At 53.8% G+C, this 25858-nt stretch carries 20 protein-coding genes and 1 pseudogene; 10 read left to right on the top strand and 11 right to left on the bottom strand.

Annotated elements, in window-relative coordinates; genetic code table 11:
* The first annotated feature begins 54 nt into the window (after nt 1–54).
* A complete protein-coding gene (locus ACL2XM_RS16050) occupies nt 55–1716 on the top strand; it encodes a methyl-accepting chemotaxis protein (RefSeq protein WP_413731235.1) in 1662 nt (553 codons plus the stop codon).
* Between the two features lie 123 nt (nt 1717–1839).
* Here ACL2XM_RS16050 and ACL2XM_RS16045 read toward each other — a convergent pair whose 3' ends face one another.
* Entirely contained in the window at nt 1840–3285 is a 1446-nt protein-coding gene (locus tag ACL2XM_RS16045; RefSeq protein WP_410016275.1) for a DASS family sodium-coupled anion symporter, read from the bottom strand.
* 119 nt (nt 3286–3404) lie between these two features.
* The gene (locus ACL2XM_RS16040) at nt 3405–4349 is read right to left on the bottom strand and encodes a 2-hydroxyacid dehydrogenase (RefSeq protein WP_413731233.1); all 945 of its coding nucleotides are present in this window, start codon (nt 4347–4349) and stop codon (nt 3405–3407) included.
* Between the two features lie 1091 nt (nt 4350–5440).
* Between ACL2XM_RS16040 and ACL2XM_RS16035 the strand changes: the two genes are divergently transcribed.
* From ACL2XM_RS16035 to ACL2XM_RS16025, 3 genes are all read left to right on the top strand, one after another.
* On the top strand, nt 5441–5914 hold the full coding sequence (locus ACL2XM_RS16035; RefSeq protein ID WP_413722206.1) for a YhcH/YjgK/YiaL family protein: 474 nt from the start codon (nt 5441–5443) through the stop codon (nt 5912–5914).
* 30 nt (nt 5915–5944) lie between these two features.
* A complete protein-coding gene (locus ACL2XM_RS16030) occupies nt 5945–6721 on the top strand; it encodes an SDR family oxidoreductase (protein ID WP_413722207.1) in 777 nt (258 codons plus the stop codon).
* A 374-nt stretch (nt 6722–7095) separates the two neighbouring features.
* A complete protein-coding gene (locus ACL2XM_RS16025; RefSeq protein WP_413722208.1) occupies nt 7096–8217 on the top strand; it encodes a JmjC domain-containing protein in 1122 nt (373 codons plus the stop codon).
* A 188-nt stretch (nt 8218–8405) separates the two neighbouring features.
* Here the strand turns inward: ACL2XM_RS16025 and ACL2XM_RS16020 are convergent, their stop codons facing one another.
* Entirely contained in the window at nt 8406–8699 is a 294-nt protein-coding gene (locus tag ACL2XM_RS16020) for a CsbD family protein (RefSeq protein WP_410016270.1), read from the bottom strand.
* A gap of 913 nt (nt 8700–9612) precedes the next feature.
* Between ACL2XM_RS16020 and ACL2XM_RS16015 the strand changes: the two genes are divergently transcribed.
* Nucleotides 9613–13440, top strand: a complete 3828-nt coding sequence (locus ACL2XM_RS16015; protein WP_413722209.1) for an NAD(P)-binding protein — start codon at nt 9613–9615, stop codon at nt 13438–13440.
* Between the two features lie 118 nt (nt 13441–13558).
* On the top strand, nt 13559–14191 hold the full coding sequence (locus ACL2XM_RS16010) for an aspartate/glutamate racemase family protein (protein WP_413722210.1): 633 nt from the start codon (nt 13559–13561) through the stop codon (nt 14189–14191).
* 127 nt (nt 14192–14318) lie between these two features.
* On the opposite strand, the gene ACL2XM_RS16005 is transcribed toward ACL2XM_RS16010, so the two are convergent.
* From ACL2XM_RS16005 to ACL2XM_RS15985, 5 genes are all read right to left on the bottom strand, one after another.
* Nucleotides 14319–15335 carry an ABC transporter permease gene (locus ACL2XM_RS16005; RefSeq protein WP_413731232.1) on the bottom strand — a complete coding sequence of 339 codons (1017 nt, stop codon included), beginning with the start codon at nt 15333–15335 and terminating at the stop codon, nt 14319–14321.
* Entirely contained in the window at nt 15328–16884 is a 1557-nt protein-coding gene (locus tag ACL2XM_RS16000) for a sugar ABC transporter ATP-binding protein (RefSeq protein WP_410016266.1), read from the bottom strand. The genes ACL2XM_RS16005 and ACL2XM_RS16000 overlap by 8 nt, the downstream gene beginning before the upstream one ends.
* A 182-nt stretch (nt 16885–17066) precedes the next feature.
* Entirely contained in the window at nt 17067–18029 is a 963-nt protein-coding gene (locus ACL2XM_RS15995) for a sugar ABC transporter substrate-binding protein (protein WP_413731231.1), read from the bottom strand.
* A gap of 153 nt (nt 18030–18182) precedes the next feature.
* The gene (locus ACL2XM_RS15990) at nt 18183–19388 is read right to left on the bottom strand and encodes a PfkB family carbohydrate kinase (protein WP_413722214.1); all 1206 of its coding nucleotides are present in this window, start codon (nt 19386–19388) and stop codon (nt 18183–18185) included.
* A 360-nt stretch (nt 19389–19748) separates the two neighbouring features.
* Nucleotides 19749–20225 carry a carboxymuconolactone decarboxylase family protein gene (locus ACL2XM_RS15985; protein WP_410016263.1) on the bottom strand — a complete coding sequence of 159 codons (477 nt, stop codon included), beginning with the start codon at nt 20223–20225 and terminating at the stop codon, nt 19749–19751.
* 134 nt (nt 20226–20359) lie between these two features.
* Here ACL2XM_RS15985 and ACL2XM_RS15980 point away from each other — a divergent pair, with 134 nt between their 5' ends.
* A complete protein-coding gene (locus ACL2XM_RS15980; protein WP_410016262.1) occupies nt 20360–21259 on the top strand; it encodes a LysR family transcriptional regulator in 900 nt (299 codons plus the stop codon).
* Nucleotides 21260–21301: 42 nt separating this feature from the next.
* On the opposite strand, the gene ACL2XM_RS15975 is transcribed toward ACL2XM_RS15980, so the two are convergent.
* Nucleotides 21302–21790 (bottom strand): RrF2 family transcriptional regulator, encoded by a 489-nt coding sequence (locus ACL2XM_RS15975; RefSeq protein ID WP_413731229.1) that lies wholly within the window; start codon nt 21788–21790, stop codon nt 21302–21304.
* Nucleotides 21791–21943: 153 nt separating this feature from the next.
* Between ACL2XM_RS15975 and ACL2XM_RS15970 the strand changes: the two genes are divergently transcribed.
* Nucleotides 21944–22441: a cupin domain-containing protein gene (locus ACL2XM_RS15970; protein ID WP_413731227.1), complete on the top strand. Its 498-nt coding sequence runs from the start codon at nt 21944–21946 to the stop codon at nt 22439–22441.
* 129 nt (nt 22442–22570) lie between these two features.
* Here the strand turns inward: ACL2XM_RS15970 and ACL2XM_RS15965 are convergent, their stop codons facing one another.
* Entirely contained in the window at nt 22571–23539 is a 969-nt protein-coding gene (locus tag ACL2XM_RS15965) for an alpha/beta hydrolase (RefSeq protein WP_413731225.1), read from the bottom strand.
* Between the two features lie 87 nt (nt 23540–23626).
* Nucleotides 23627–23785: pseudogene (locus ACL2XM_RS15960) on the bottom strand (GMC oxidoreductase); the annotation flags it as partial.
* A 352-nt stretch (nt 23786–24137) separates the two neighbouring features.
* On the opposite strand from ACL2XM_RS15960, the gene ACL2XM_RS15955 reads away from it, so the two are divergent.
* Nucleotides 24138–25268, top strand: a complete 1131-nt coding sequence (locus ACL2XM_RS15955; RefSeq protein ID WP_413731224.1) for a transporter substrate-binding protein — start codon at nt 24138–24140, stop codon at nt 25266–25268.
* Nucleotides 25265–25858 (top strand): ANTAR domain-containing response regulator, encoded by a 594-nt coding sequence (locus ACL2XM_RS15950; protein ID WP_413722219.1) that lies wholly within the window; start codon nt 25265–25267, stop codon nt 25856–25858. The genes ACL2XM_RS15955 and ACL2XM_RS15950 overlap by 4 nt, the downstream gene beginning before the upstream one ends.

The following is a 25858-nucleotide window of genomic DNA, read 5'->3' as shown; positions in this document are numbered from 1 at the left end:
AATGGTTTACGACATGCAGCCCTTCTATCCGGCACATCTCAGGTGAAAATAAATATGACAATTACACAGCGTCTGTTCCTGGTCTTTTCTCTGCTGTCAGCCTCACTTATTGCCCTGGTGATTGTGGCCGTTCTGGTAGTAACAGGGTTTCAGGCACGTTTTCAGTATGTCCAGAGCAATACTGTTCCTTCCATTATCGACTTAAGCAAAATGGTGGATGGCGGCAACCAGCTGATTATCTGGATGTACCGGCATCAGAGCGTAACCGACCCGGCCAGACAAACCAAAGTTGAGAAAAAACTCAGCGAGCTGGTAAGTAATCTGAAATCTCTCAATCAATTCTATCTGGATCACGATATTTCCAACGACAGCGACCGGCAGATGACGGAGGCAGGCCTGGCCAGCATACAAGATATCCAGAACAAACTGCCCGCCTTCCTGAAAGGCTCCCGTGAACAGAATAACGCGGTCTCCCTCGGTGAGCTCCAGGGCGACGCTGGTGTGGGTGAAGCCACCCGCGGCCTCATCGCCGGCTACATGAAGCAGTTGCAGTTGAACGTAGACGTCGGTGAAGCGCTTAACAATCAGAATATCCATATTTATCAGTTGACGTTACGGGGCATGATTGGCGGGTCGGCGCTGGTGATCCTTATCCTCGGCTTATTCAGTGTGAAGACGATAACCGGTATCCGCAGAAACCTTAACGCCATGCGTTCCACCATGGAGAATGCCAGTTCCCGCTTGGACCTGACCCTGCGGGCGGATGATTCACGTAAAGACGAAATTGGCCTGACGGCAAAAGCATTCAATGCCCTGGTGGAAAATGTTGCCGCCTCGCTGTTGTCCGTGAGCGCGTCCTCCCAATCCGTCACTACGGCCTCGACGCAGATATCGGCAGGCAACGAGAACCTTTCGTCCCGCACCGAAGAGCAGGCTGCCTCCCTGGAGCAGACGGCGGCCAGCATGTCAGAGTTGAGTGAAACGGTACGGCAGACTGCCGAAAATACCGGTATGGCAAGCCAGCTTTCACAGAATGCCCGCCGGCTCTCGGAAGACAGCACAGCTAAGGTCAGCACCATGCTGGGCACAATGTCCGATATCAGGAGCAGTTCTGCAAAAATTACCGATATCATCTCGCTTATTGAAGGTATTGCTTTCCAGACCAATATTCTGGCGCTGAATGCCGCAGTTGAAGCGGCGCGGGCCGGGGAGCAGGGGCGCGGATTTGCAGTCGTTGCCGGTGAAGTCCGTAGTCTGGCACAGCGCTCATCGTCTTCAGCCCGTGAGATCAAAGTGCTGATTGAGTCTTCCATGAGTTTCGTGGAGAAAGGGGCGGGTCAGGCGGAAGAAGTCGGGCAGAATATGGCCGGTATGAAGGACGCAATCAGTCAGGTCGCAGACCTGGTGAATGAAATCGCGGCCGCCGCTAAAGAGCAGATGCTGGGTATTGGCCAGGTCCACCAGGCGGTTAACCAGATGGACGACGTGACGCAGCAGAATGCGGCACTCGTACAGGAAGCCTCGGCCGCCTCGCACTCGCTAATGGAGCAGGCCACCGTCCTCAATCAGCTGGTAGCCACGTTTGTTATCGAATCACCGTCAACGGGAAAATCCCCCTCCGCGCTAAGCCCGGCAGGAGTGGCGAAATCGTCACCTTATGGACTGACAACGAAGAAAAAGACAGCGGAGATGGAAGAAGGCTGGCAAAGTTTCTAACCCGCGTAAAAAAGTCAAGGTGAGGCAGCGGGATTCAGAACCCTGCCTCATGCAACTCCGTGGATAATTACCGATAAAAAAAGCCCAGCATGACGGCTGGGCCTGATGCTCAATATTGCCATGTTACCAAAGTCCGATGATCTTCCACCAGAAAGCGCCCAGTATTGACCATACCAACACATTAAATAAGGTCACGATAAAACCTAACTTCCACCACTCCCTTTGTCCTATATATCCTCCAGCAAAAAATATTGCCGCCGGGCCAGACGAATAATGCGTAATGGCCTGATATAAAGAAGAGCAAAAGGCTAATAATAAGCATACCAGCATCGGCGGTGCGCCCACAGCAATGCCTACGGTTATAAATGCTGGATACATGACGAGAATATGCGGGATCCCCCCCGCAAAGAAATACGCAGAAAAAACATAGATGCTAACCAGTATGATCAATACGGGCAGAACCGGCATACCCGATAAGCTGACCTGTACCCAATCCGCAAATACCTTAAAGAAACCTGATTTTGATAAATTTTCCGCCAAGCCGTACATACCGCCCAACCACACCAGCGTGTCCCAAGCGCCACTTTCATTAATCACGTCCTTCCAGTCGATGACTTCCGCCAGCAACATAAGACAGACGCCGGCCAGGGCAATAACGGTCGCGGAGATTTTAGTCATTCCGCTGGTGCCCCAACCGATAATGGTCAATACCAGGATTACGCAAAGTAAAATTTCTTTAAAAGACATTTTGCCCATGGCCTGAAGCGACGATTTGGCAATCTGTTTGGTTTCCGGAGTCTGGTTCGATTCAGGTGGGTAAATCTTGTGCAGCAAATACGGCATGATCAACAGACAAAACAGCGCCGGCACAAACGCCGCCATTGCCCATATGCTCCAGGAAATTTCTATGCCCGCGATTTTGGAAGCAAACGCCACCATTAACAGATTGCCGGCTTGCCCCGTTAGGGTCAGGCAGGCGGCAACGCTGTCGACTTGTACCACCGTCTGCACGAGGTACGCCCCCAGTTTCCTGGCGGAGCTGCCGGGTTTAGAGCCGCTGACCTCCGCTACGCTTCGGACAATGGGAAACATGATGCCCCCACAGCGCGCGGTCGCCGAGGGAACACAAAAGCTTATCAGGACATCGCTGAAAGCCAGGGTATAGCCAAGCTTCAGGGAACTGCTGCCAAAGCGCTGCAACAAGGCATAAGCAATCCGGTTGCCCAGGCCGGTTTTAATCAAGCCGCGTGAAAAGAGAAACGCAGCGACGATAAGCCACACCACATCGGCACTGTAGCCGACCAGCACCCCTTTGACATCCAAAACGCCAAACATCGCCGCGACGACCAGGGATGCAATGGTAATAACCCCCAACGTCAGGGGCTGCAGCATAAAACCGAAAGCGGTGGAAAAAAATATTGCAAATAAATGCCAATTTTGAGGCGTAAACCCAATTGGGATGGGAATATTCCAAATGATGGCGCCAAACAAAACGCAAATGCCGATCCTAGCCCATTTTTTCTTAAGGGCAGAATGGTCAGGCATTTTTTCAAGCATGACAGCGCTCATAGAGAGTTCCTTGTAAGTATATCTATGTGCAAAAATATCCCTTCATAAAAAATGAATAATATAAAAGCAAATAGACATGAGAAGCTTTAGGCGAAAATAACAGTCACCATGGAGATGAATTATTTTACCGGCGTAATAGCCTGCCCTTCTTCGAAATAGCTTCTGATATTACGCACCGCTAAGTTTGCCATATCAGTACGGGTCTCAACGGTGTTGCTTGCCAGGTGGGGGGTAAGGACAACGTTGTCAAATTGGAACAGCTCACGCGGGATAACGGGCTCGTCTTCAAATACGTCTAGCCCCGCACCCAAGATGTCCTTATTATTTAATGCCTCGATCAATGCCGTAGTGTCGACAACAGTGCCGCGGGCGATATTTACCAAGATCCCGGATTTACCCAAGGCTTGTAATACCTCTTTGTTTATCGCATGGAAAGTTTCAGCACCACCCGGTAGGGTCAATACTAAAAAATCACAGGATTCCGCCAGCGCCACCAGGGTATCGAAACGTTTGAAGTTTTGTTCTTTGGAATAGGGGTCATAAAAATGTATTGGCATGCCAAAACCCTGCGCCCTGGTTGCTACCGCCTGCCCGACATTGCCCAGGCCCGCAATCCCGCATATTTTGCCGTGCATCCGTGAGGCGGAAGGAAATTGTCCATTTAACCAGGATTTAGAACGGGAAAAACGATCGGCCTCGCAAATACGGCGAGAGACGCTTAACATCAGCGCCAAACCGGTATCCGCCACACATTCACTGAGGACCTTAGGTGTATTCGTCACCACCAGATTACGGGCACGCGCCGCATCCAGATCGACGGCATCCAGGCCAACGCCAAAAATCGACACCATCTCCAGCTGAGGCAAGGCATTGATAATTCTTCTATTTATTCCAAGATGGGATCGGGTCACCACCCCGCGTATCCGCGTGGCGGTTTGGCTTAATAATTCTTCTTTGTCTTCCGTCAACCAATAATTATGTATGGTAAATGTCTCTGCCAGTTCGTCCAGCATAACCGGGGGAAGAGGCGAAATAACCATTACTTCTATTTTTTTAGTGTCCATAACATATCCCGTTTAAAGTTTAAAGCGACATAACGTGACGGCTAATCCGGCGCAGCGAATTATCCTAATCCCATGATGATATAAATTAACATTTGCAGGCAATGTGACTAATAACACCCCAAGCAATTAACATACGGATGGGTAACATCGACATTTTGATACCAGAAACAGCCGTTGTTTATAATCGATCAGCATCCATATTATCTTTTCATTATTTAATTGCAGTCACTATGCAAAGATATGTAAACAACAGCATTGGGCAAAAGCTCAAAGATAAATTATAAAATTGGTACATAAGCCAAGATAATTTGATGCAAATCCCAAATTTGAACAATAAATTTGAATTTAAGTTATATTGGAAAAATATGCGTAATATGTCGCATCATTTTTAAAATAAATGATATTTTGAAAATTTATATCAATTATATGATAGTCATCACATATAAATGTTAATTGATTTATGGTTTACTTGTGTCCATGTGTTTACCGTCTCATTTTGTTATAACCGTATCGCGTTACCCTGGTTAAAAAGAAATAGTGCTGATGCCTTGCTCAAGCGCAATGATAAAGTCTGCGCGGGGCCAATGAGGGTGCCTGCGCGACGTTAACGGATTTTAACAGTCAACCCGCGGCGGGCTGTTTCGCTCAAAGTGTAATAGAGAGTCGCAATGGGTTTGTTTTCGTGATATCGGTCACTGATAAGCGGTCAATTGCCTAGATTGTCGCGCTGATCAATTTTTAAAAATGTGCATTTGCATAACCGTTGGGCCAGCAATTTGATTTATACTTAATATACTTCAGCATTATCGCAGTAACATTGGCAAAAAAAGTGCACGGTAAATACCCGGCAGAGGGAATAATCTCCTGCGGAGGTTTTTTCTGACGATCTTCCGTTTTAGGTGCGATTTATATGGGATGCCGCAGCAAAAAACGTCTTAGTGTAAATGTAATGTTGCATTTGCTTGGCAGTGGTTTAACGCTATGGCACAAACGAGGGTTGTGGGTGTAATAACATCTGTTATGTCTTACGGATTGTTTATACTTACTGCCGGTTGATGACGACGTCATGATTCATTCTGAAGGGATACGCAATGATATTCAGTAAACTGGCCGACTGGAATAAAGAACAAAGCGCATTTCATCCGGTGTTCAATACAATAATAGATTATATACGCAACAATGATTTAGCCGGTCTTATGGTGGGTAAACACATCATAATTCCTGATAAGCTCTTCTTTTTTATGCAATCGTACGACACCATTGACCTGAGTGAATGTAAACCGGAATCCCATGTGGAATATGTTGACTTTCAGTATTTGTTGTCTGGGGAGGAAAAGATTGGCTTTTCTCGCGTGGATGATGGCGTAAAGATAACAGAAGACAAAACGCCAGGTAGCGATATGATTTATTACGATCTCAACACTCGGCAAGATGTTTTAACCATAGGGCCGGGGGAGTTTGGTATTTTTTTTCCTGATGATATCCATCGGACTCGAGGCCGTAGCGGTAATGATACATCCATACTAAAAGCGGTTTTCAAAATCCACTTGAGCATGTTGGTATAATTCAGGTAATGCAATTTACAGGAGATAGGTATGTCCGAGTCAATACAGCAAGTAGAAAACGCCAGGATAGCGCTCGTCACGGGCGCCGGTAGCGGTATAGGCCGAGCCGTTGCTTTGGGATTGCTCCAGGACGGATTTACCGTTGTTCTCACCGGGCGGCGCATTGAGCCCCTGCTTGAAGTCCAGGATGCGGCAAAGGCGGCGGGACAGCAGGCGATTGCCATAACCGCAGATGTTCGCGACCCTGAAAGCGTGGAAGCGTTATTTGCCCAAATCGCGGCACGGTATGGCCGCCTTGATGTGTTGTTTAATAACGCGGGCGTCAATGCGCCCGCCGTTCCAATGGATGAATTGCCCTTGGACAAATGGCTCAATGCCATCAATACCAATGTCACCGGTGTATTTCTTTGCGCCCGCGCGGCCTTCGGTTTAATGAGGAAACAAACGCCCCAGGGCGGACGTATCATCAACAACGGTTCGATCTCCGCACATACTCCCCGGCCCTTCACCGCGCCCTATACTGCCAGTAAACATGCCGTCTCGGGTTTGACGAAAAGCATTGCTCTGGACGGGCGCGCGTTTAATATCGTTTGCGGCCAGATTGATATCGGCAACGCGTTGACCACGTTGTCGGAACGGATGACCAGAGGCGTTTTGCAAGCGGATGGACGCACGGCGGCGGAACCGATGGTCGACGTTAAATATATTGCTGACGCGGTGCGCCACATGGCGGCGTTACCTTTATCTGCAAATATTCTCACTATGACGGTAATGGCCAGCAATATGCCCTTTGTCGGGCGCGGATAAACCGGCGCTCAGTCTTAATCATTATTGCCTGGGACCCCGGCGCTATCAGGGACGATGAGGCTGTACCATAGCGCGCTTATCAACGGGGTTCTCAATCACTGCACCTATTGTCGCAGGCCCGGCATCCTCCTCCGGGCCTGCAAGCGTCAGTCGTTCAGCTTTACCTCACTGATGTCTTGAATAAATATGGTAAAATATCAGTCAATTACTCCAGATGGCGTCACGCATTACTAGCGTGGGAAAACGCGCAGGACATCTTTTGACGGCGGCGGTTATTTTGCTTTGCTGAACGCCCAGGTTGACCCATGACAAGGCGGCACCCGCGTGCGGCCCTTTATAATCAGGCCCGTTTGTTTTCTTATTGGCGTGCAAGCATGGCTTATCAACTTAATCTCAATTGGCCCGAGTTTTTAGAGAAATATTGGCAAAAACAACCCGTTATATTAAAAAACGCCTTCCCGGATTTTGTCGATCCCATTACGCCGGACGAATTGGCCGGCCTGGCGATGGAGGCAGAGGTTGACAGCCGGCTGGTCAGCCATGCAAATGGCCAGTGGCAGGCCAGCAATGGGCCGTTCGAGCATTTTGATAATCTGGGAGAAACCGGTTGGTCGCTTTTGGCCCAAGCCGTTAACCACTGGCATGCCCCGTCTGCCGAGCTGGTGCGTCCGTTTCGCGTGCTGCCGGACTGGCGTTTAGACGACCTGATGATTTCTTTTTCCGTGCCGGGCGGCGGCGTCGGACCGCATATCGATCAGTACGATGTCTTTATCATCCAGGGGATGGGACGCCGCCGCTGGCGTGTCGGCGCTAAACTGCCCCTGAAGCAGTTTTGCCCGCATCCGGCGCTGCTGCACGTCGAGCCGTTTATGCCCATCATTGATGAAGACCTTGCGCCCGGCGATATTTTATACATTCCGCCCGGTTTTCCGCACGACGGTTTCACTCACGAAACCGCCCTTAACTATTCCGTAGGCTTTCGCGGACCAAACGGCAGGGATTTAATCAGCAGCTTCGCCGACTATGCGCTGGAAAACGATCTGGGCGGCGAGCACTACAGCGATCCTGATTTAACGTGCCGGGAACATCCGGGCCGTGTCGAAAATGCTGAATTGGACCGTCTGCGCGCGATGATGATCGAGATGATCAATCAGCCGGAAGATTTTGCCCAGTGGTTTGGCCGCTTCGCGACGACCCCGCGCCACGAGCTGGATATCGCGCCCGCACAGCCGCTCTACAAGGAAGATGAGATTGTCGGCGCCCTTATGGCGGGCAAGGTTCTGACGCGCTTGGGCGGCTTGCGGGTCCTGCAAGTCGGCGAGAGCTTTTTCGTCAACAGCGAACGGCTGGAAACGGCCGATCCCGCAGGCGCCGACGCCCTGTGCCGCCACACCCTTATCGGTAAGGAAGCGCTGGGCAAGGCGCTGGACAACCCGGCTTTCGTTACGGCGTTAACCGCGCTGGTTAATCAGGGTTATTGGTTCCTTGACGAATAGATTACAGGCGCCGTGAATGGCATTTTCAGGGATGTCCGCGCACCAACGCATCGACGCGACAGGGCATTGCCGGCGGAGAAACAGCGGTAATGATTACCAAGGCTGCTTGGAGCGGGCCCGGCAACGATCGTCACGGGCAGTGTGGGTGAATCCAGGAAGGAAAGGGGCGCTGGACACGCCCCATGATCTTATTTGCTGCGGCCCAGGATAAAGCCGAGCAGCAGTCCGATGGTGCCGATGGCGGCAAGTCCCACCAGCGGGTTTTCACGGACATGTTCCCTAACACCGGCAGCCGCATCGTTTAATGCTTCGGAGACTTTCGCCGTGGCCTGCCTGGCGGCGCCTTTAGCTTCTTGTTCGGGGGAATCTACGGCCTCGCCGAATTTTTTCTGGGCAGCCCCAGCGAATTGTTCTGCTTTGTTCTTTGCCTTGTCGGCAACATCACCGATGGTATCATTATTGGTTTTTGTGATCTCAGACATAACTTTCCCTCCTTTAATTATCGACAAGAATAAGCGTAGTTAAGTTTTGCTAATAGACATAATCGCAGGCCAGCTTTCGGACTATTGGAATATTGCAAAGCCCATCCCGGGTCGGCGGCATGGCCGCTACGCTGAAAAGGCCTTGTCCAGGCGAGCATACCGGCAGTCAGAACCGCGGCTGGAAACGGGCAAAAGAAATGTGGGCGATAGCCCAGGCTTGTCCCTGGCCGGATGGCGGGTTCTGCTGACGATTCCACGGTGGCGTAACTGGCGTTACTAAGGCAATAACCGGCCACCGCTTTGCGCCTGCGCAGCGTCAGGCGACTGGGGTCATCGCCAGGGGGATCTGCGAAAACGCTGATCATGGCGGTATTCAGCGGATAATGCCTTATCCTTAACGGCATCGATAAGCTGCTGTAAAAATTAATATAATCCACCGCGGTGCATCTATAATGCACTATCGCAATGCACTATCGCGAACAATACTCTGGTACTGTTTAACGCCACTTAAGATAAATAGTTATATCTTCTAAGGTGTTAATCTTATTTAAGCGCAGCGGTAATATTTAATTTTTATTAAAAACAGATAGCTAGATAATAATTGTAAAAAATAATACATGACGGGTTAGCGAAAATTTCGCCATGTTCTATAGTATGGTAAAAGAAAGGTAAGCTTTGTTTAAGTCTCTCCCGCCATTTTGCCGCGAGACGCGTTATTCATGGATATGCTTTGTTAGTGACAGGCATTCGGCGTCTGTATTTCTGTTTTAAATAAAAAATATCAATTATTTGAATTTTGTTATCCGGCAAGTCAGCGGGGTCTTCATGCCCCATGCCTGAATATTAGTTAGAACGCATAATTTCCACGGCCGATTAACAAAGAGATAAAGTTTTAAAATCTAGAGGCGGCGGCATGACTATTTTCAGCAGTTTTTGGCAGGCGGGATTTGAAGCTGCGGATCATCGTAACCGGCTGGGTGAAATACTTGCATTAAACGAGGCAACCGGGCATATAGAACGCGTTCTGCAGGATTATAACGCGTTAAAGGCATTTAATATCACCACGGTTCGAGAAAGTGTCGGCTGGCGCCTGGTTGAAAGTAAGGAGGGTTATGATTTTTCTTCCCTGGCGGTCCGGATGGCGGCGGCAAATAAATCAGGCATGCAACTATGCTGGACGATATGCCATTACGGTTGGCCGGAAGATATTGATGTGTTTTCGCCAGACTTTGTTTCCCGCTTCGCCCGTTTATGCGGCGCCGTGGCCGCGTTTCTACGGCCCTATTATTCCCATGCCCCCGTCTATTCGCCGATAAATGAAATCTCTTTTACCAGTTGGGGAATTTCGGTGGGGTTATTTTCATGTTCAGCGCCGCCCGGGGTGGAGATAGGAAAATCAAGTAAACGCCAATTGGTTCGGGCATGTCTTGCCGCATGTGATGCTATTTGGGCAGCGGATCCGCGGGCGCGGATTCTACATTGTGACCCGATTATTTTTACCGTGGCTTCGGATAGCCGGCCTGAGGGGATGCGGCAGGCCGCTGATTGGCAAGCCGCCCAGTTTGAATCCTGGGACATGCTGTCAGGCGTTAGCGCGCCTGAACTGGGCGGCGCGCCGCGCTATCTGGATATCATTGGAGCCAATTATTATCATGATAACCAATGGGAAAGCGAAAATAACCAACGGCTCTTCTGGCATTTGGGCGACCCGCGGCGCCGTCCCCTGCACGATATGTTACAAGAGCTCTACCATCGCTACAAACGACCCCTACTCCTGGCGGAAACCAGTCACGTGGGCAGCGGACGCGGAGCCTGGATAGGCCAGATTGCCGCCGATATCGCCCAGGCGCAAATAGCGGGAGTCGAGCTGCTGGGCATTTGTCTTTATCCCATTATCGACCGACCTGACTGGGAAAATAAAAACGTCTGGCACCATAGCGGATTATGGGACCTCGACCGTGAGGGGCCGGACCCGCTGGCTCGGATACTGGATGCTGTTTATGCCTCTGCTCTCCTGCGAGCCCAGCATATGCTGGCGCTTTTCCAAAGACAATTAGGCGTATTAGCAAGCGCCGGAGAAAATACTTATATTATGAAAAATATATACGTTTTTAGCCATCTGCGGTGGAATTTCGTTTTTCAGCGCCCTCAGCATCTCATGACGCGCCTGGCGCAACATTATCGAATCTTTTTTATAGAAGAACCTATTTTCTCTCTGCTGGAACCTGGCCTGAATATAACGACCCCGGCGCCGAATATCACTGTTGTCCAGCCGCATACGCCTATACAGGCCGCAGGTTTCCATGATAGCCAGATTCCCTATATTCAACAGCTTCTTGCTGAGTTAATGCCAGAAAACGAGATGCCCATCGTCTGGTTTTATACGCCTATGGCGTTGCCGTTACTGGCTGTCTTTACTCCTGCGCTGGTTATTTATGATTGCATGGATGAGCTGTCTGCATTTGAAAAAGCGCCCAGACAACTTATGCAACGCGAATCCGCCTTGCTGGCGCGTGCCGATATCGTTTTTACCGGCGGGCCCAGTTTATATGCCGCCAAGGCGGGGCGACACCCTAATGTGCACTGTTTTGCCAGCAGCGTGGATACCATTCATTTTGAACAAGCCCGGGACAGGACAAATCATCATCCGCTCCAGGATCACCTGCCCCATCCGCGGCTGGGGTATTTCGGCGTGATTGATGAACGCATGGATCTGGCTTTGCTTGCGGCCCTGGCGGACGCGCATCCGCAATGGCAGTTGATAATGGTTGGGCCGGTAGTCAAAATAGATCCTGCTTTCCTTCCCCAGCGGCCCAATATTCATTACTTTGGCATGCAGCCTTATCAGGCATTGCCCCAGTTTCTTGCCGGGTGGGATGTCTGCTTAATGCCTTTTGCCCTGAACGCATCAACGCGTTTTATCAGCCCGACCAAGGTGCTTGAATATATGGCGGCGTTATTGCCGGTGGTGAGCAGCGCCATTACCGATGTTGAGGAACCTTATGGTCATGTCGTCGCTATTGGACAGGATCACGCAGGCTTTATTCGCGCTTGTGAAGACGCGCTGGCGATACCGCCGGCATCCCGGGCAAGGCAACAGCAGCAAATGAAAGCCATTGTTGATGCGACCTCCTGGGACAAAACAGCGCAGGCGATGCATGAGTTAATAGAAAATGAGCTGACCGTTTCGCCATCTCGTCCTACAGCGGACACGCCTGTCGCGCAGGCGGAGCAAGGATCGCCTGTAAAGCCGGCTTTACGGCTGACGCCGCCCCACCCGGCAAGCGCATCGCCCGTCCGCTGTCTTATCCTCGGCGCGGGGCCGACGGGGCTGAGCGCTGCATATCATTATGGTTCGGGCGCACTGCTGCTTGAACGCAACAAGACGGTAGGCGGATGGTGCCGCTCCGTCGAAGATCGCGGCTTCACCTTTGATTATGCAGGACATATCATGTTTTCCAATGATCCCTATGTCCTCGCCATGTATGACATGCTGTTGGGCGATAATATCCATTGGCAAGAGCGTGAGGCATGGATTTACACCGACGGTATTTACACCCGTTATCCTTTTCAGGGCGCGTTGCATGGACTGCCGGCCGCTATCATAAAGGAATGTATCCTTGGGGCGATAGCGGCGCGTTATGAACCGCCCGGCGCCGCCGGCGCGCCGATGCTAACAGAACGCTGCGTTACCCATGGCGTGGAGGAGCATGGCACGCATACGGACTGCTGCGCCGATGGCGCGGTACCGGATTTTGTTCTTGGCCGCGCCACCGACCGGCATGGACGGAAAGAAGATTTTGAGCAGTTTATCTACCGGACCTGGGGTGCGGGCATCGCCAGGCATTTCGCCATTCCTTACAATAAGAAATTATGGACGGTTCCGCTCGCGGATATGGAAACCTCCTGGCTGGGCGGGCGTGTGCCGCTGCCTGACCTGGCGCAAATCATTGAAGGCGCCCTGGGGTGGACAGCCAAGCCCATGGGACCTAATGCCCGCTTCGGGTATCCGCTGCGTGGCGGCTTTCAGGCGTTGATGTCGGGTTTCCTGCCGCATATCGGCGGTACGGTTGAAACCGGCGCCGAGGTGAAGCAAATCCTGGCGCACCAGCATATCGCCGTCCTGGCCGACGGCAGGCAATACAGTTATGAGCAGTTGATCAGCACCATGCCGCTGCCGGAATTGATACGCATCATCGGAGACGAGGTTCCTGTAGACGTCAGGGCTGCGGCGGCCGGGTTACGCCATGTGTCGGTCCGCTGCGTTAACCTGGGTATCGGTCGCGCCAATTTGACCGATAAACATTGGATTTATTTTGCCGGCAATACCGTTTTTCATCGGATTTTCGTCCAGGGCAACGCCAGCCCCTTATGCAACCCTCCCGGCGGGTGCGGATTGACCTGCGAAATAAGCTATTCACCGCTTAAACCGCTCCCCGCAGAAGGAAAACAGCTTATCGACAGGTGCATCGCCGAGTGTATTGCCGTGGGGATGTTTAGCGCGGAGGATACTGTTATCACGGCTAACCAAATTGACATTCCTTATGCCTACGTGATTTACGATCATGCCCGTGAACAGAATATTGCCACGGTGCGTCAGTGGCTATTGCTTCACGATATCGTGCTGTCAGGGCGCTACAGTGAATGGGAGTATTATAATTCCGACCATGCTTTCATCGCCGGGAAAACAGCGGCTGAAAAAGTGAAAAGCCGTGCCTATCGGCAGGGAGCGGGATCCTAGGAACGGATGATGCTAAGGTTAAACAGATCACTGCCGGCCGGCGTTATCGTTTACGGGCGCTACCCCGTATGCTGACGTTCTGGCCGCGGGCTATTGTGATGTTTAACAGGAGTTTTTTATGCTGGGCATTATCAGAGTCTTAACCCATGACGATCGGGCCTTTGTGGAAGAGCATGGCCGTCTGATCCAACAGCAGTATGGGACGATCTCCCTGAGTCGTTGCATCCCCGACCAACGCCAAGGTATTTATGACGATGCCAGCCAGTCCCTGGCAATACCGAAAATTATCGCGCTGGGACAGGCGCTGCAGGCGGAAGGCTGTAATGCCTTATTCCTGAGCTGTGCGGCCGATCCGGGACTGGCGGAACTGCGCCGGGCGGTGACCATTCCCGTCATCGGCGCCGGCAGCGCGTCCGCAAGCGTGGCCGCCATGCTTAAACGTCCTGTGGCGGTGATGGGGATAGGGGCCGGCGCGCCGGCGCCGTTTAAACAACTGCTTGGCGAAGCGGTGGTTTATGCGCGGCCGGAAGGGGTTTTCAACACGACGGATCTTCTCAGCGCGCAGGGGCGGGAAAGCGCGCTGGCTTGCGCCGATACGCTTTATCGCCAGGGCGCGGAAGTCATTGCTTTTTCCTGTACGGGGTTTTCCACCATCGCCCTGGCCGACAGCATCCGCCGTCATTTAGGCAAGATAGCCATTGATGCGGTCAGCGCGGCGGGGTTGTTTATCAGCCAACTGACGCCGCGTTAAAATCACCTGTCGCCGGCTCCTGGCGCTAGGTTAAAGAGGGGGGGGCCGCTGTTTTCATCAGGGCATAGCTCAACAGAGCCGATGTCTATGCCCTCGGATGCGCTGTGCGCGGCACCGGGTCGGGGCGTTATTTTTTTTGCCGCTGGCTGCGGTAGGTGTCCAGCACCACGGCCACAATGATGACCGCGCCGGTAATGACCCGTTTCGTCGGTTCGCTTGCGCCTATTTGCGCCAGTCCCGCCGCCAGCACTGAAATAATCAAAGCGCCCAGGAAGGTGCAAATGACGGAACCGCGTCCGCCCATCAGGCTGGTGCCGCCGATGACGACGGCGGCTATCACCTGCAGTTCCATACCCACGCCGCCGTTGGGGTCCGCCGCTTCGAGACGGGCGACCTGGAACAGCGACGCCAGGCCGGATAATCCCCCCATCAGGGCAAATACCGCGATTTTATAGGGACCGGGATTGATTCCCGCCAGGCGTACCGCTTCCTCATTGGTGCCGATGCCAATAAGATGGCGGCCGAAAATGGTACGGGTTAATGCCAGGTGCCCTAATAAAATCACCAGGGCGGCGATCACAAACGATGGCGAGATCCCAAGGACAATCGGATCGGCCAGATAATCAAAAATTGAACCGATATAGGCCGTCCGGGAATCGGTTAATTGATAGGCCGCTCCCCGCGCCATTTCCAGCATGCCCAACGACACGATAAACGAAGGGATACGCCAGAAGACCGTGATAAATCCGGTAAGCGAGCCCACGAGCGTCGCCAGCGCCACGCCCGACAGTGCGGCAAGCCAGGGATTCCAGTGCAGATTGAGGTAGGTGACGCTGACAACGGCGGCGGCTAATGCCAGCAGCGAGCCCACGGAAAGATCGATGCCCGCGATGATCAACACAAAGGTCATCCCTACCGACATCACCATTAAATCCGGAATCTGATTGGCAATGGTGCTGAAGGTATTCATGCTTAAAAAATGATCGCTGAGAAAGGAAAAAAGCACGATCATCGCCAGCAGCGCGCCGATCAGTCCCAGATAACTGCTCAGGCCCCGCCAGGAAGAAGGCGATAACCTTTTTTCCGCCTGTAATGATTCCCTATTGTGCGGCCCGGTGTGACGAGATAATGGTGTTTTACGCATCGAGTGGTTTCCCTGGGCCGGCCTGGGTGGCGGCAACCTTTTCTGTTTGTTGATAGCCGGAAAATGCCGCGGCCAGAATACCGTCCTGCGTCCAGGCGCCGCGTGTAAACAGGCCTGCTAATTTCCCGGCGGAAAGGACGGCGATACGGTCGCAAATCAGCATTAATTCGCGCAGGTCGCTGGACACGACGATCAGGCCTTTGCCGTCCTGGGTTAGCTCATTCATGAGTAAATAGATATCCCGTTTGGCCCCCACGTCTATCCCGCGCGTTGGTTCGTCAAATAAAATGACGTCGCAGTTGCGCTCCAGCCAGCGGCTGATCAGCACCTTCTGCTGGTTGCCTCCGGACAAGCTTTCGACCGGCTGGCCGCTGCCCGTGGCGCGAATGCCCAGGCTGTCGATGTGTTTTTGCGCCAAACGCTGTTCATGGCGCGCGTTGACCACGGAGAAGCGGCTTATTTTATCGCGGTTTCCCAGGGAGATATTGGCGGCGATAGACTGCGGCAATAGCAACCCCTCGCCTTTGCGATCTTCGGTAACCAGCGCAATCCGGTGGCGGATCGCGTCGGCGGGGGAGCGAAGGGTGACCGGCAGCAGCGGATCGCCCACGGATAATTGCCCGTGCTCCACCGGGTCCGCACCAAATATGGCGCGCAATAATTCGGTCCGTCCCGCGCCAACCAATCCACCGATCCCCAGGACTTCGCCACGATGCAGGGTCAATGAAACGTCCTGGATAATATGACCCCGCCTGAAGTGCTCTACTTTTAAAATGGGCGCGCCCTGCCGGCGCGCGCTGATATCCAGGGTACTTTCCAGATCGCGACCCACCATTAACGACACCAGTTGGTCGCTGCTGTAGCGTCTGATATCGTCTGTGCACACGACATGGCCATCCCGTAAGACGGTAACATCGTCGGCAATCATCGCCAGTTCATCCAGACGATGGGAAATATAGATAAGCGAGACGCCGCGCTGCTTAAAGCGCTTAATTTGGCTGAACAATAATTCGACTTCGCGACTGGTCAGCATCGCTGTCGGTTCGTCTAAAATAAGGATGCGGCTTTCACCGATTAAGTTACGGGCAATCTCAATCATTTGCTGATGGCCCAGGCCAAGTTCACCGACCAGCGTATCCGGGTCAATCATTTGCAGGCCCACCAGCGCCATTACCGGCCGGGCCATGTCGCGCAGGCGTTTGCGATTGATCCAGCCCGCGCGGTGAGGTAATTGATCGATAAATAAGTTTTCCGCCACCGAAAGGGTTGGCAGCAGGTTGAGCTCTTGCATCACCATGCGGATACCTCTTTTTTCCGCGTCTTTTCTGCTCGCCGGCGTATAAGGCTGGCCCTGGTACAGCATAGTGCCCGTGGTGGGTATGACCAGGCCGCCGATTATTTTGGATAACGTGCTTTTACCCGCGCCGTTTTCACCCGTCAGCGCCAGGACTTTTCCCGGGTATAATTTCAGGTTCACATCCGTCAGCACCGGCTCGCTATAGGTTTTGCCGATACCCTTTATTGCTAGAATTTCATGCCGGTCTGTCATATTCAGGGTTATCCGGTGATGGCAGCATAACTGCGTTAACGGGCGGGTCAAAATACCGGGAACAGGTGCGCTTTGTTTGGCGCTAACCCTTGGCGTTTAACGCTGCCGCGGCGTGAGCGGCAACGTTAAACCACAGGGATATTCCGGTCCCAGGCATCAGCACCGCTCAGCGGCCCGGGTGTTTATTGCTTGACGATCAGTTTGACCGGCGTTTCTACGCTGCTGGCCAGTTCGCTTTGCTTTTTCCCGTTTTCCAGGGCGGTTAACGCGGCATTGATACCAAAAACCGCCTGCTGAGAGGCAAACTGATCGGCGGTCGCCAATACCCGCCCATCGGCCAGCATCGGTTTGATCGCCGCGATATTGTCATAGCCCACCACCTGGACCTGGCCCTTTTTCCCGGCGGCGCGAACCGCGGAAACCGCGCCCAGCGCCATATTGTCGTTATCCGCCAATAACGCCTTGATATTGGGGTATTCGCTTAACATCGCCGCGGCAATGGCATTGGCATTATTAATCTCCCACTGTCCGGACTGTACCGACACGACTTTTATGCCTGCCTGCGCCATGGCATCCTGGTAGCCCTGCGTGCGCTGCTGGGAATTGGTCGAGGTAGGGATGCCTTCAATAATGCCCACCTGATCGCCGGCCTTAAGATGTTTTGCTAAATAATCCCCGATGCTTTTAGCGCCTTTACGGTTATCCGGGCCGACAAAGGGCACATTTAAGCCTTTGTCCTTCAGAACGGCGGCATCAAACTGATTATCGATATTGATAACAATAATGCCGGCATCAATCGCTTTTTTAACCACGGGTACCAGGGCTTTGGAGTCCGACGGGGCAATAATAATGGCGTCCGCCTTTGACACAATCATCTGTTCCACAATTTGAATCTGATTAGCTGTGTCGGTTTCATTTTTAATGCCGTTGGAAATAAGATCGAATTTATCGGCATGTTGTTTCTGGTAATCTTTCGCACCCGTTTCCATCGTCAGGAAAAATTCATTTGCCAGTGATTTCATGACCAGCGCGATCTTGGGTTTGTGATGCTGCGTGTCAGCGGCGGAAACCGGCAACGCAGCGGCGGCGGAAAGCGCCAGTACCGCAACGGCACCTATGACTTTAAAAAATGGTACATTTTTCATGAAATTATCCTTTCTAGAGAGACACTATAAAGACAACAGCGTTGCGGTTGCCACAGCCCTGTTGTGCGTATACCCCGTTCCGCCGGCAACGGTACGCAAAACGTGGGTATAAATGAAAAGACCTCCTTTATCGGTGAAACAGCCAATAAGAATCTATTGTTGCATTCGATGATAAACCAGCGAGCTGTTCGGCATATTTGATGCCCCTTTACGCTCGACTTTCAGGGAGGCGAACGCGCAGGCATATCGCACGGCATCGGTTAATTTTTTACCATTGGCTATGCATCCGGCCAATGCGCCGGTAAAAGCATCTCCCGCGCCGCTGGTATCCATTACCGCTGATTTATAGGCGGGAACATAGGTAAAAATATCGCCGTCAAATAATAAACAACCCCGCTCGCCGAGCGTGATAATGACACATTTAGCCCCTTGGTTATGGATGCTTTTCGCCGCGGTTTTTGCTGAATGAATATCGGTGATTGCGATGCCGGACAGCGCTTCCGCCTCGATTTTATTCGGCGTGATAATATCAATTAAATGCAATATCTCCTTCACTTCCGAGACATAGGGCGCAGGGTTCACTACTATTACGCACTGAAATGATTTAGCTTGCATAATGGCAAAACGGGTGATGGGGAAATTATTCTCCAGCTGGGTTAAAAATACTTTACAGCTCTGGATGATATTTAAATCGAATAAAATATCTTCTTGTGTAAAGGTTTCGTTGGCGCCAAGGTCGATGCTGATCATGTTATCGCCAGTGGTATTGGAAACCCAGACAATGGCGATCCCCGTGGCAGCTATTTCATTTTCAAAAATAGTGAACGAGGAAATTTCAGTATTGGTAATGTATTTTCTCGCTTTCTCTGAAAATTCATCCATTCCCAATTTTATTGCCAGATGAACGTTATTATTTATTTTCGCTGCCGCCACCGCCTGATTGGTTCCTTTGCCGCCGGCATAAAAATGAGTGGAAGATGACCGGATGGTTTGACCTATTTGCGGCAACATCATTGTTTCCGATACTATATCGACATTGAACGAGCCGAGAATATAGATGCCGTCGTCGAGAAGCTTTTCTTGTTGATCGGATTCCGTATAAGAATCCATGCTGCTGTCACCCAGGCCTTTGAGAATGGTATTGATGACGGATTTCTCAAAGAGTGATTCATCAGCGACCTCAGCTAACTTAGCGCCGCCGTGAAATAGCATGCAGTTGGCATGTGAACTCAATTCTTTCAGATCATTGCGAATGGTGCGCGTAGTGACGCTTAACTCTTTCGCCAGCTCTGCGACATAGACATTTTTATCCCTCACCAGCTTAACTCGAATCGCTTTTTGTCTTTCGCTTTTGTTCATCAAGTCTTACCCCGGAACCCATAATATGAAATGAGGAACGGTGTTTATCACGCAAAGCTCATAAAAAAGCCTAAAAAAGGGAAAATTTTTTTCCGATTACCGTTTAAACGGCAAGATCAGGAGATGCGTCACATAATAGCATTGGCGCAAGGAGCGACTGAGTTTGGAATAACCCGGGCGCAATACTGGCGTGTCATTGGGACGAGGGCAAACCGTTTTTATTGTGCCCGGGAAAGGGTGACGCAGGGAGCGCCGATCTGGCCGGTACCGCCATTGATAACGATTTTCATCATTGCCTACCTCGCGCCCCGGCCACGGGGCGCTTTGTCGTGATAGGACGAAAGCCGCGAATCGGCCGCCTTAACGCAAACCCGCCTTGTCGAGACCGAATACCTTGTCGGCCGAACCCGGTACGGCCCGGAAAGCCACGCCGGCGCGATTCCAGGCGTTAATCGCCATGACGGCGAAAGTCAGATCGGAAATTTCCTTTTCGGAAAATTGGCCGCGCACGTGTTCATAGAGCTCATCCGGCACATCGCCCGACAGTTTGGTGAGGGATTCGGCCCACGCCAACGCCGCGCGCTCGCGCGGTTGGAATAGGGGGGATTCGCGCCAGATTGCCACGTGATGCAGGCGCAGCGCGGACTCTCCGCGGATGGTCGCCTGTTTGATATGCATATCGAGGCAGAAGCCGCAGCCGTTAAGCTGGGAGGCGCGCACCTCGATCAAATCGATAATTCCCTCCTCGATAACGCCGTTTCGCACGGCGGCCGAGAACGCGATCAGTTGCTGATACTGCTCGGGGGACAACTGGGCATAATTGAGGCGTTGGGTCATTTGTCATTTCTCCGGGTGATTAAGGATATTTGTTATCCTTATGGATATATAATATCCTTAATTAAGCGCCTGTAAAGCTGCGCCGCAGCGAGACGGCGGCATAGGGGCTATAACCAAAAGTATGGAGCGACCTTATGGACATAGTATCCGCCTTGCGCAGCTTTCTGCGCGTCGCCGAAACCGGCTCGTTTTCCGCCGCCGCCGCCGATCTGGGCGTCACACAGCCAGCCGTTTCCCGGCAGGTTTCGGCGCTTGAAAGCCATTTAACGATCCGGCTGCTGCACCGGACCACGAGCGGTCTGGCGCTGACGGCCGAGGGGGAACGGGCTATTCCTTTTGCGCTAAGGGTACTGGCGGCCGTCGACGAACTGGGCGACGCGGCCGGCCTGGGCTGCGCCGCCGCCTCGGGCAAGGTGCGCCTGAGCGTGCCGGGGCCGCTGGGGATGTATCTGGGCGGGCTGCTGGCGCCGTTTCTGGCGGCCTATCCTGGTTTGTCCGTTGAACTGGTGCTGCGGGAAAACCCGTCTGACCTGCTGGAAGAGGGGATTGATCTCGAGGTCCGGCTGGGGCCGGTGTTGGCGAATGGGCTGATCTGCCGGCATATCGGGTGGACTACGGCGTTTCTTGTGGCGGCGCCATCCTATCTGTCCCGGAGCGCCGCGCCAAGCGCGCCGGCGGAGTTACAACACCATGAGTGTCTTTACTACAACCGCGGCGGGGAGGGCATGACCTGGTCTTTCTCCGACGGTTCGGCGGAGACGGCCGTGCGGGTGGCGCCAAGGCTGATTTCCAATAATGCGCTTGCGGTGTACCGCGCGGCGCTCTCGGGTGCGGGGCTGGCGATCCTGTCCCATCTCGTTGCCGGCCCCGATATCGCGACGGGCCGGCTTATCGCCGTGATGCCAGGCTTTCCGCCGTCCCGGTTGCCTATGCATGTGGTCTATCTCTCGCGCCGCAATATCCCGCTGCGCGTCAAGGCGGTGCTGGATTTCCTGATGACGGCGGTAGGGGCCGATCCGGCGATGTCCCGGTAGCAGGGTGAAAGGACAGCGGCGCGGGATATGGCGTACGCGGTGTCAGCCGGAGTGTTCCAGCAGCCAGTCCATGGTGCGTTTGAGCAGGTCGTCCGGGACATCCTCGGCCAGGGTTAACGCGAGGGAAGCCAGGCTTACGCCCGCGAGGGAATGGCGCCAGGCCGCATCGGCATCCCACATGATGCGCGCTATCGGACAGGGTTTGCTGTCGCAGGTTCCCTTTGCCCGGCAGGGGTTGTTGCCCCGTATTTCATTGCAAATAAACGTCTGGCGTTTACCCTCGACGGCTTCGACGATATCCAGGAAGGTGATCTCAGCCGGCGCCCTGGCCAGCCGGTAGCCGCCGCCCGGGCCGAGCGTGGTCGCGACCAGGCCGGCTTGGGAGAGACTTTGCAGCGCTTTCGACAGATATTCCTTCGGCAGGCCGTGAAATTCCGCCAGGGTTTTCGTGGACAAATAGCGTTCCGCCGGCATACCGGCGAGCAGGGCGCAGCAATGGAGGGCCCACTCGACCTGACTCTTGAGGATCATGATTTTATCCGTTACAACACAACGACAGTTACGGATATATAATATCCGTAACTGAGACGTTTTGTAAATATGCCGCCCAAGTAAACCTATTCTGAGCTATTTTTTTGAATAATGGCTTCTAACGATACAATCAGCGTAAGGGAGGATCACAATATGCGTCCGGAATTTATCAGGCATTGGCGTGAGCTGGAGGGTGACGACGTGGCGGCCTATGAAGATAGCGGCGAGCGCATGTCGATCGGCGCGCCGTTGGGCCGAAGGCTTGGCCTTAGCCGGATTGGTATTCATCATGAACGGCTGCCGCCGGGGCGCCGGACCACCTATCCCCATGCTGAAAGCGCGGAGGAGGAGTTTATCTATGTGCTGGAAGGGCATCCGCATGTCTGGATAAACGGCGTTATGCATCAGCTCTCGCCGGGTGAAGCGGTGGGATTCCCAGCCGGCACAGGCATCTGCCATACCTTTATCAATAACAGCGAACGAGAAGTCCGGCTATTGGTGGTCGGCGAGGCGTCCAAACCCGATAACAGGATCCATTACCCAAAAAACCAGCAATATGAATTGACGCGCAAAGACCGCTGGGTGTCACCGCCAGAGCAGGAATTTGGCGCACATGAGGGCATGCCGGACCGGCCGGAGGGCCAGTCGTAATCAAGATACGATTTGAGTCAGCCGGGGGCCGGATTCAGATAAGCGATGCCGGGCCATTCCCTCTGGTCAAAAAAGGGGCTCCAGGGCAAGAGCGGTCGCATGGGCATGCGTTTGGGATTGCCTGTATCATTAGGCCCCCGGTTGTGCCGGGTTAAAGCGGCTTAAAGAAAGCTGCCGGTCTTTGCGGGCGCGGCGGGCGATATCCGCGTTGGGATCGCCGTTAAAACCATGGAACCCGCCGGGGTAAACGTTCAACGCTACCGGCACGCCCGCGCGGATTAACCTGCGGGCATACTCCAGATTTTCGTCGAGAAACAAATCCAGCGTGCCCACCCCAATCCAGGCTGGCGGCAAACCGCCCAGGTAATTCGCTCTCGCCGCCGCCGCATACATGCAAATATCCTCGCCGCCCGGCTCGGCGCCCAAATACGACTGCCAGCCGAAACGGTTGCTTTCCCGCGTCCAGATAAATTCGCCGGTTATCGGATTAGGATCGGTCTCCACCACCGTGCGATCATCAAGCATCGGGTACATCAGGTTCTGAAAAGCCAGCGCCGGTGCGCCACGGTCCCTGGCGAGCAGCGCCAGCCCGGCGGCCAGTCCCGCGCCGGCGCTGTCGCCCATCACGCCGATGTGCCGGGGATCAACGCCCAATTCACCAGCGTATTGCGCCATCCAGGCCAGCGCGGTAAAACAATCTTCCAGCGGACCGGGGAAGCGCGTCTCGGGCGACAGCCGGTAATCAACCGAGACAACGACGCAATCCTGCCGGCTTGCGGTGAGGCGGGTAAGCGGCAGCGATTGTTCCGGGCTACCCATCAGAAATCCGCCGCCGTGGATATGCAGGATGCCCATCCGGCCTTTTTTCACCGCGAGCGGAGCGATAACCATCACCCGCACCGGCGGCGCGCCGTCCTGCCCGGGGATTGAATGTTCGGTCATGGACAGCGCCAGCCCATCGTCGCGCGCGGCGTTGTTCAGCGCGGCCGCCTGCCGTTGGGCGCGCATCGCCGGCAGGACCTGGGCATCAAGCGTGGGATGTTCCAGTTGTGATAATAATGGCTGCAGTTCGGGATCGACTAAATGGTAAGTACTCATCCGTGAAGGTCCTTCGGGCGGGTTTACGCTAAAAAATAACACCGCGGCTCGCCGGGAAGCAAGCCGCGGCAGAATTTAACGCTTAACTTATACCTTTACCACCTTCAGCAGATGATCCGCCAAACGCAGGCTTAATGCCGCGCCGGTAAGCGTGGGGTTCATGCAGGAGGTGGAGGGCATCACGCTGGTGCCGGCAATAAACAGATTAGGGTGATCGTGAGAGTGGCAATGACTGTTTACGACGGAGTGATTGATTATGTTCACGCTGGAAAAAGACAGCTTCGGGCAAACGCCCAAACCTAAGGCCTTCGGTATCCGATAACCTTGGCGATAAGAGGGGGTATTGCGCCTCACGCGGCCGGCGCTGAATGTTCTATTATGGTGTATCACTGCCCCGTTATGGGGCATCGTCCGCCGGTACATTTGATTAACGCCTTGTTATTGCTATTTATTGCAAATTGGCACGTTTCTTTCATATTCCTTCGTGTCAAGCCGGGGCACGGTCCCATAAGTCTTGTGAAAATTTAACCTTTACAGGTAATGAAGCCTGATCCCCTTTGCGGGTGGTCAGGCTTTTTTTTTGCGAGGAAGGCAGCAGATGCGCGCAGTGATTGAGGTCGGTATCTTACTTTCCACCGAAGGCACCTACCGCCATATGGCGGAAAGCGCGCTGGCCGGGATGCGTCACGCATTGGCGGAAACCAATGCCGATCCCTGTTTCCCGTATATCCTGAACGCCACCCATATCAACCCGGCGGGTAATCTTAGCGCCTATAGCGCGGGGGTCGAACGGCTGATAAGCGCCGGCGCGCGGCATATCTTCGGCACTATCACGTCCGCCAGCCGTAAAGAAATCATTCCCGATCTGGAGCAACATAATGCCCTGCTGTGGTACGGCTGTCCGTATGAAGGATATGAGAGCAGCGAGCAGGTTATCTATCTGGGCGGCTGTCCCAACCAGACATTATTGCCGCTATTGCGCCTGGCGCTGGGGGAATTCGGCAAACGCGCCTGGCTGACGGGATCAAACTATGTCTGGGGCTGGGAAAGCAACCGCATCGCCCGGGAAGCGATCGAGATTGCCGGCGGCGAGGTGCTGGCGGAGAAATACCTGCATCTCGGTCATACCGCGGTGGAGGAACTGGCGGAGCAGACCCTGCGGGCCGCGCCGGATTTTGTACTCAATAACCTGGTTGGCGAGTCTTCTTATGCCTTTTTACGCCGGCTGGATCGGCTCTGCGCCCAGGCCGGCCGGATGTTGCCGGTATTAAGCTGCAACCTGACCGAAGCGGAAACCAGCCAGTTGGGGGAAATACGCGCGCTGCGGCTGCTCTCCTGCGGTCCGTTTTTTGCCGCCACCAATACCGCCTTCTGTCATCGGCAACAATTGCTGCATGGCTGGACCCGTTTTTCCCACTATTACACCGGGGCCTGGCTGGCGGTAAAACTGTTCGCCAACGCCCTGCAACAGTCCATGGACAGCGATCCGGACGCCATCCGCCGAGCGCTGTATCTTAACGGGCAACAAACTGCCCTCGGCGCCCTGTCTGTCTCGTCACGCAATAACCACACGTTTTTGCCCTGCCATATCGCGGAACTGCGCCACGGCGCGTTTCACCTGCTGTACAGCGAGTCGCACCCGGTCGCGCCCGACCCGTATTTAACGGCGACGGATCTCCAGGCTTTTGCCCCGGCATCGACGCGGCCCGTATTGAGGATCGTAAAATGAAGACACTCTCCCCTCCGGATTTTGACACGCGGCCGCTGTTATTAGTGGATTGCGACCCCCGCACGCTGGCGACGTTGGAAAAATGCCTGCCGCGCATGGGCGGGCGCTGGGTTACGCTTTGCGCCGACGGCCCGCTGCCGCCTGGCCCTGTTTGCGCCGCGCTGGTGGAGCTGGAATATTTCGCCAGTCCCAGGACCCTGGAGATGCTGCGACAGCGCGCGGTGCCCATCGTGGTGCTGACGTCCCATGAGGCTTTATCGCAAATCCAACGGGCGCTGTTGCTCGGCGCGACCGCGCTGCTGCCGAAACCGATTAATCAACGCGCCATCTATACCACCCTGATGATGGCTATCGGCCTGCGCCACCAGCTTACGACGCAGGAGGAACAACTGATGCAGCTACGCCTGCGCGTCAGCGCCATGCCCGTGGTGAGCCGGGCCGTCGCGGCGCTAATGGTGGACGGTAACTGCGATGAACAGCAGGCATGGGCCGGGCTGCGCGGCGAAGCCATGCGCCACAACCTGCGTATGGAAGAGGCGGCGGAAAAATACCTCGCTTTCCGGCAACAACAACGGTTGGGAGAAGGTTAA

The sequence above is a fragment of the Sodalis sp. RH20 genome, from assembly GCF_047324205.1.
Taxonomy (GTDB): domain Bacteria; phylum Pseudomonadota; class Gammaproteobacteria; order Enterobacterales; family Enterobacteriaceae; genus Acerihabitans.
The sequence above is the reverse complement of the archived record's forward strand: the minus strand, read 5'-3'. Positions and strand labels throughout refer to the sequence as shown.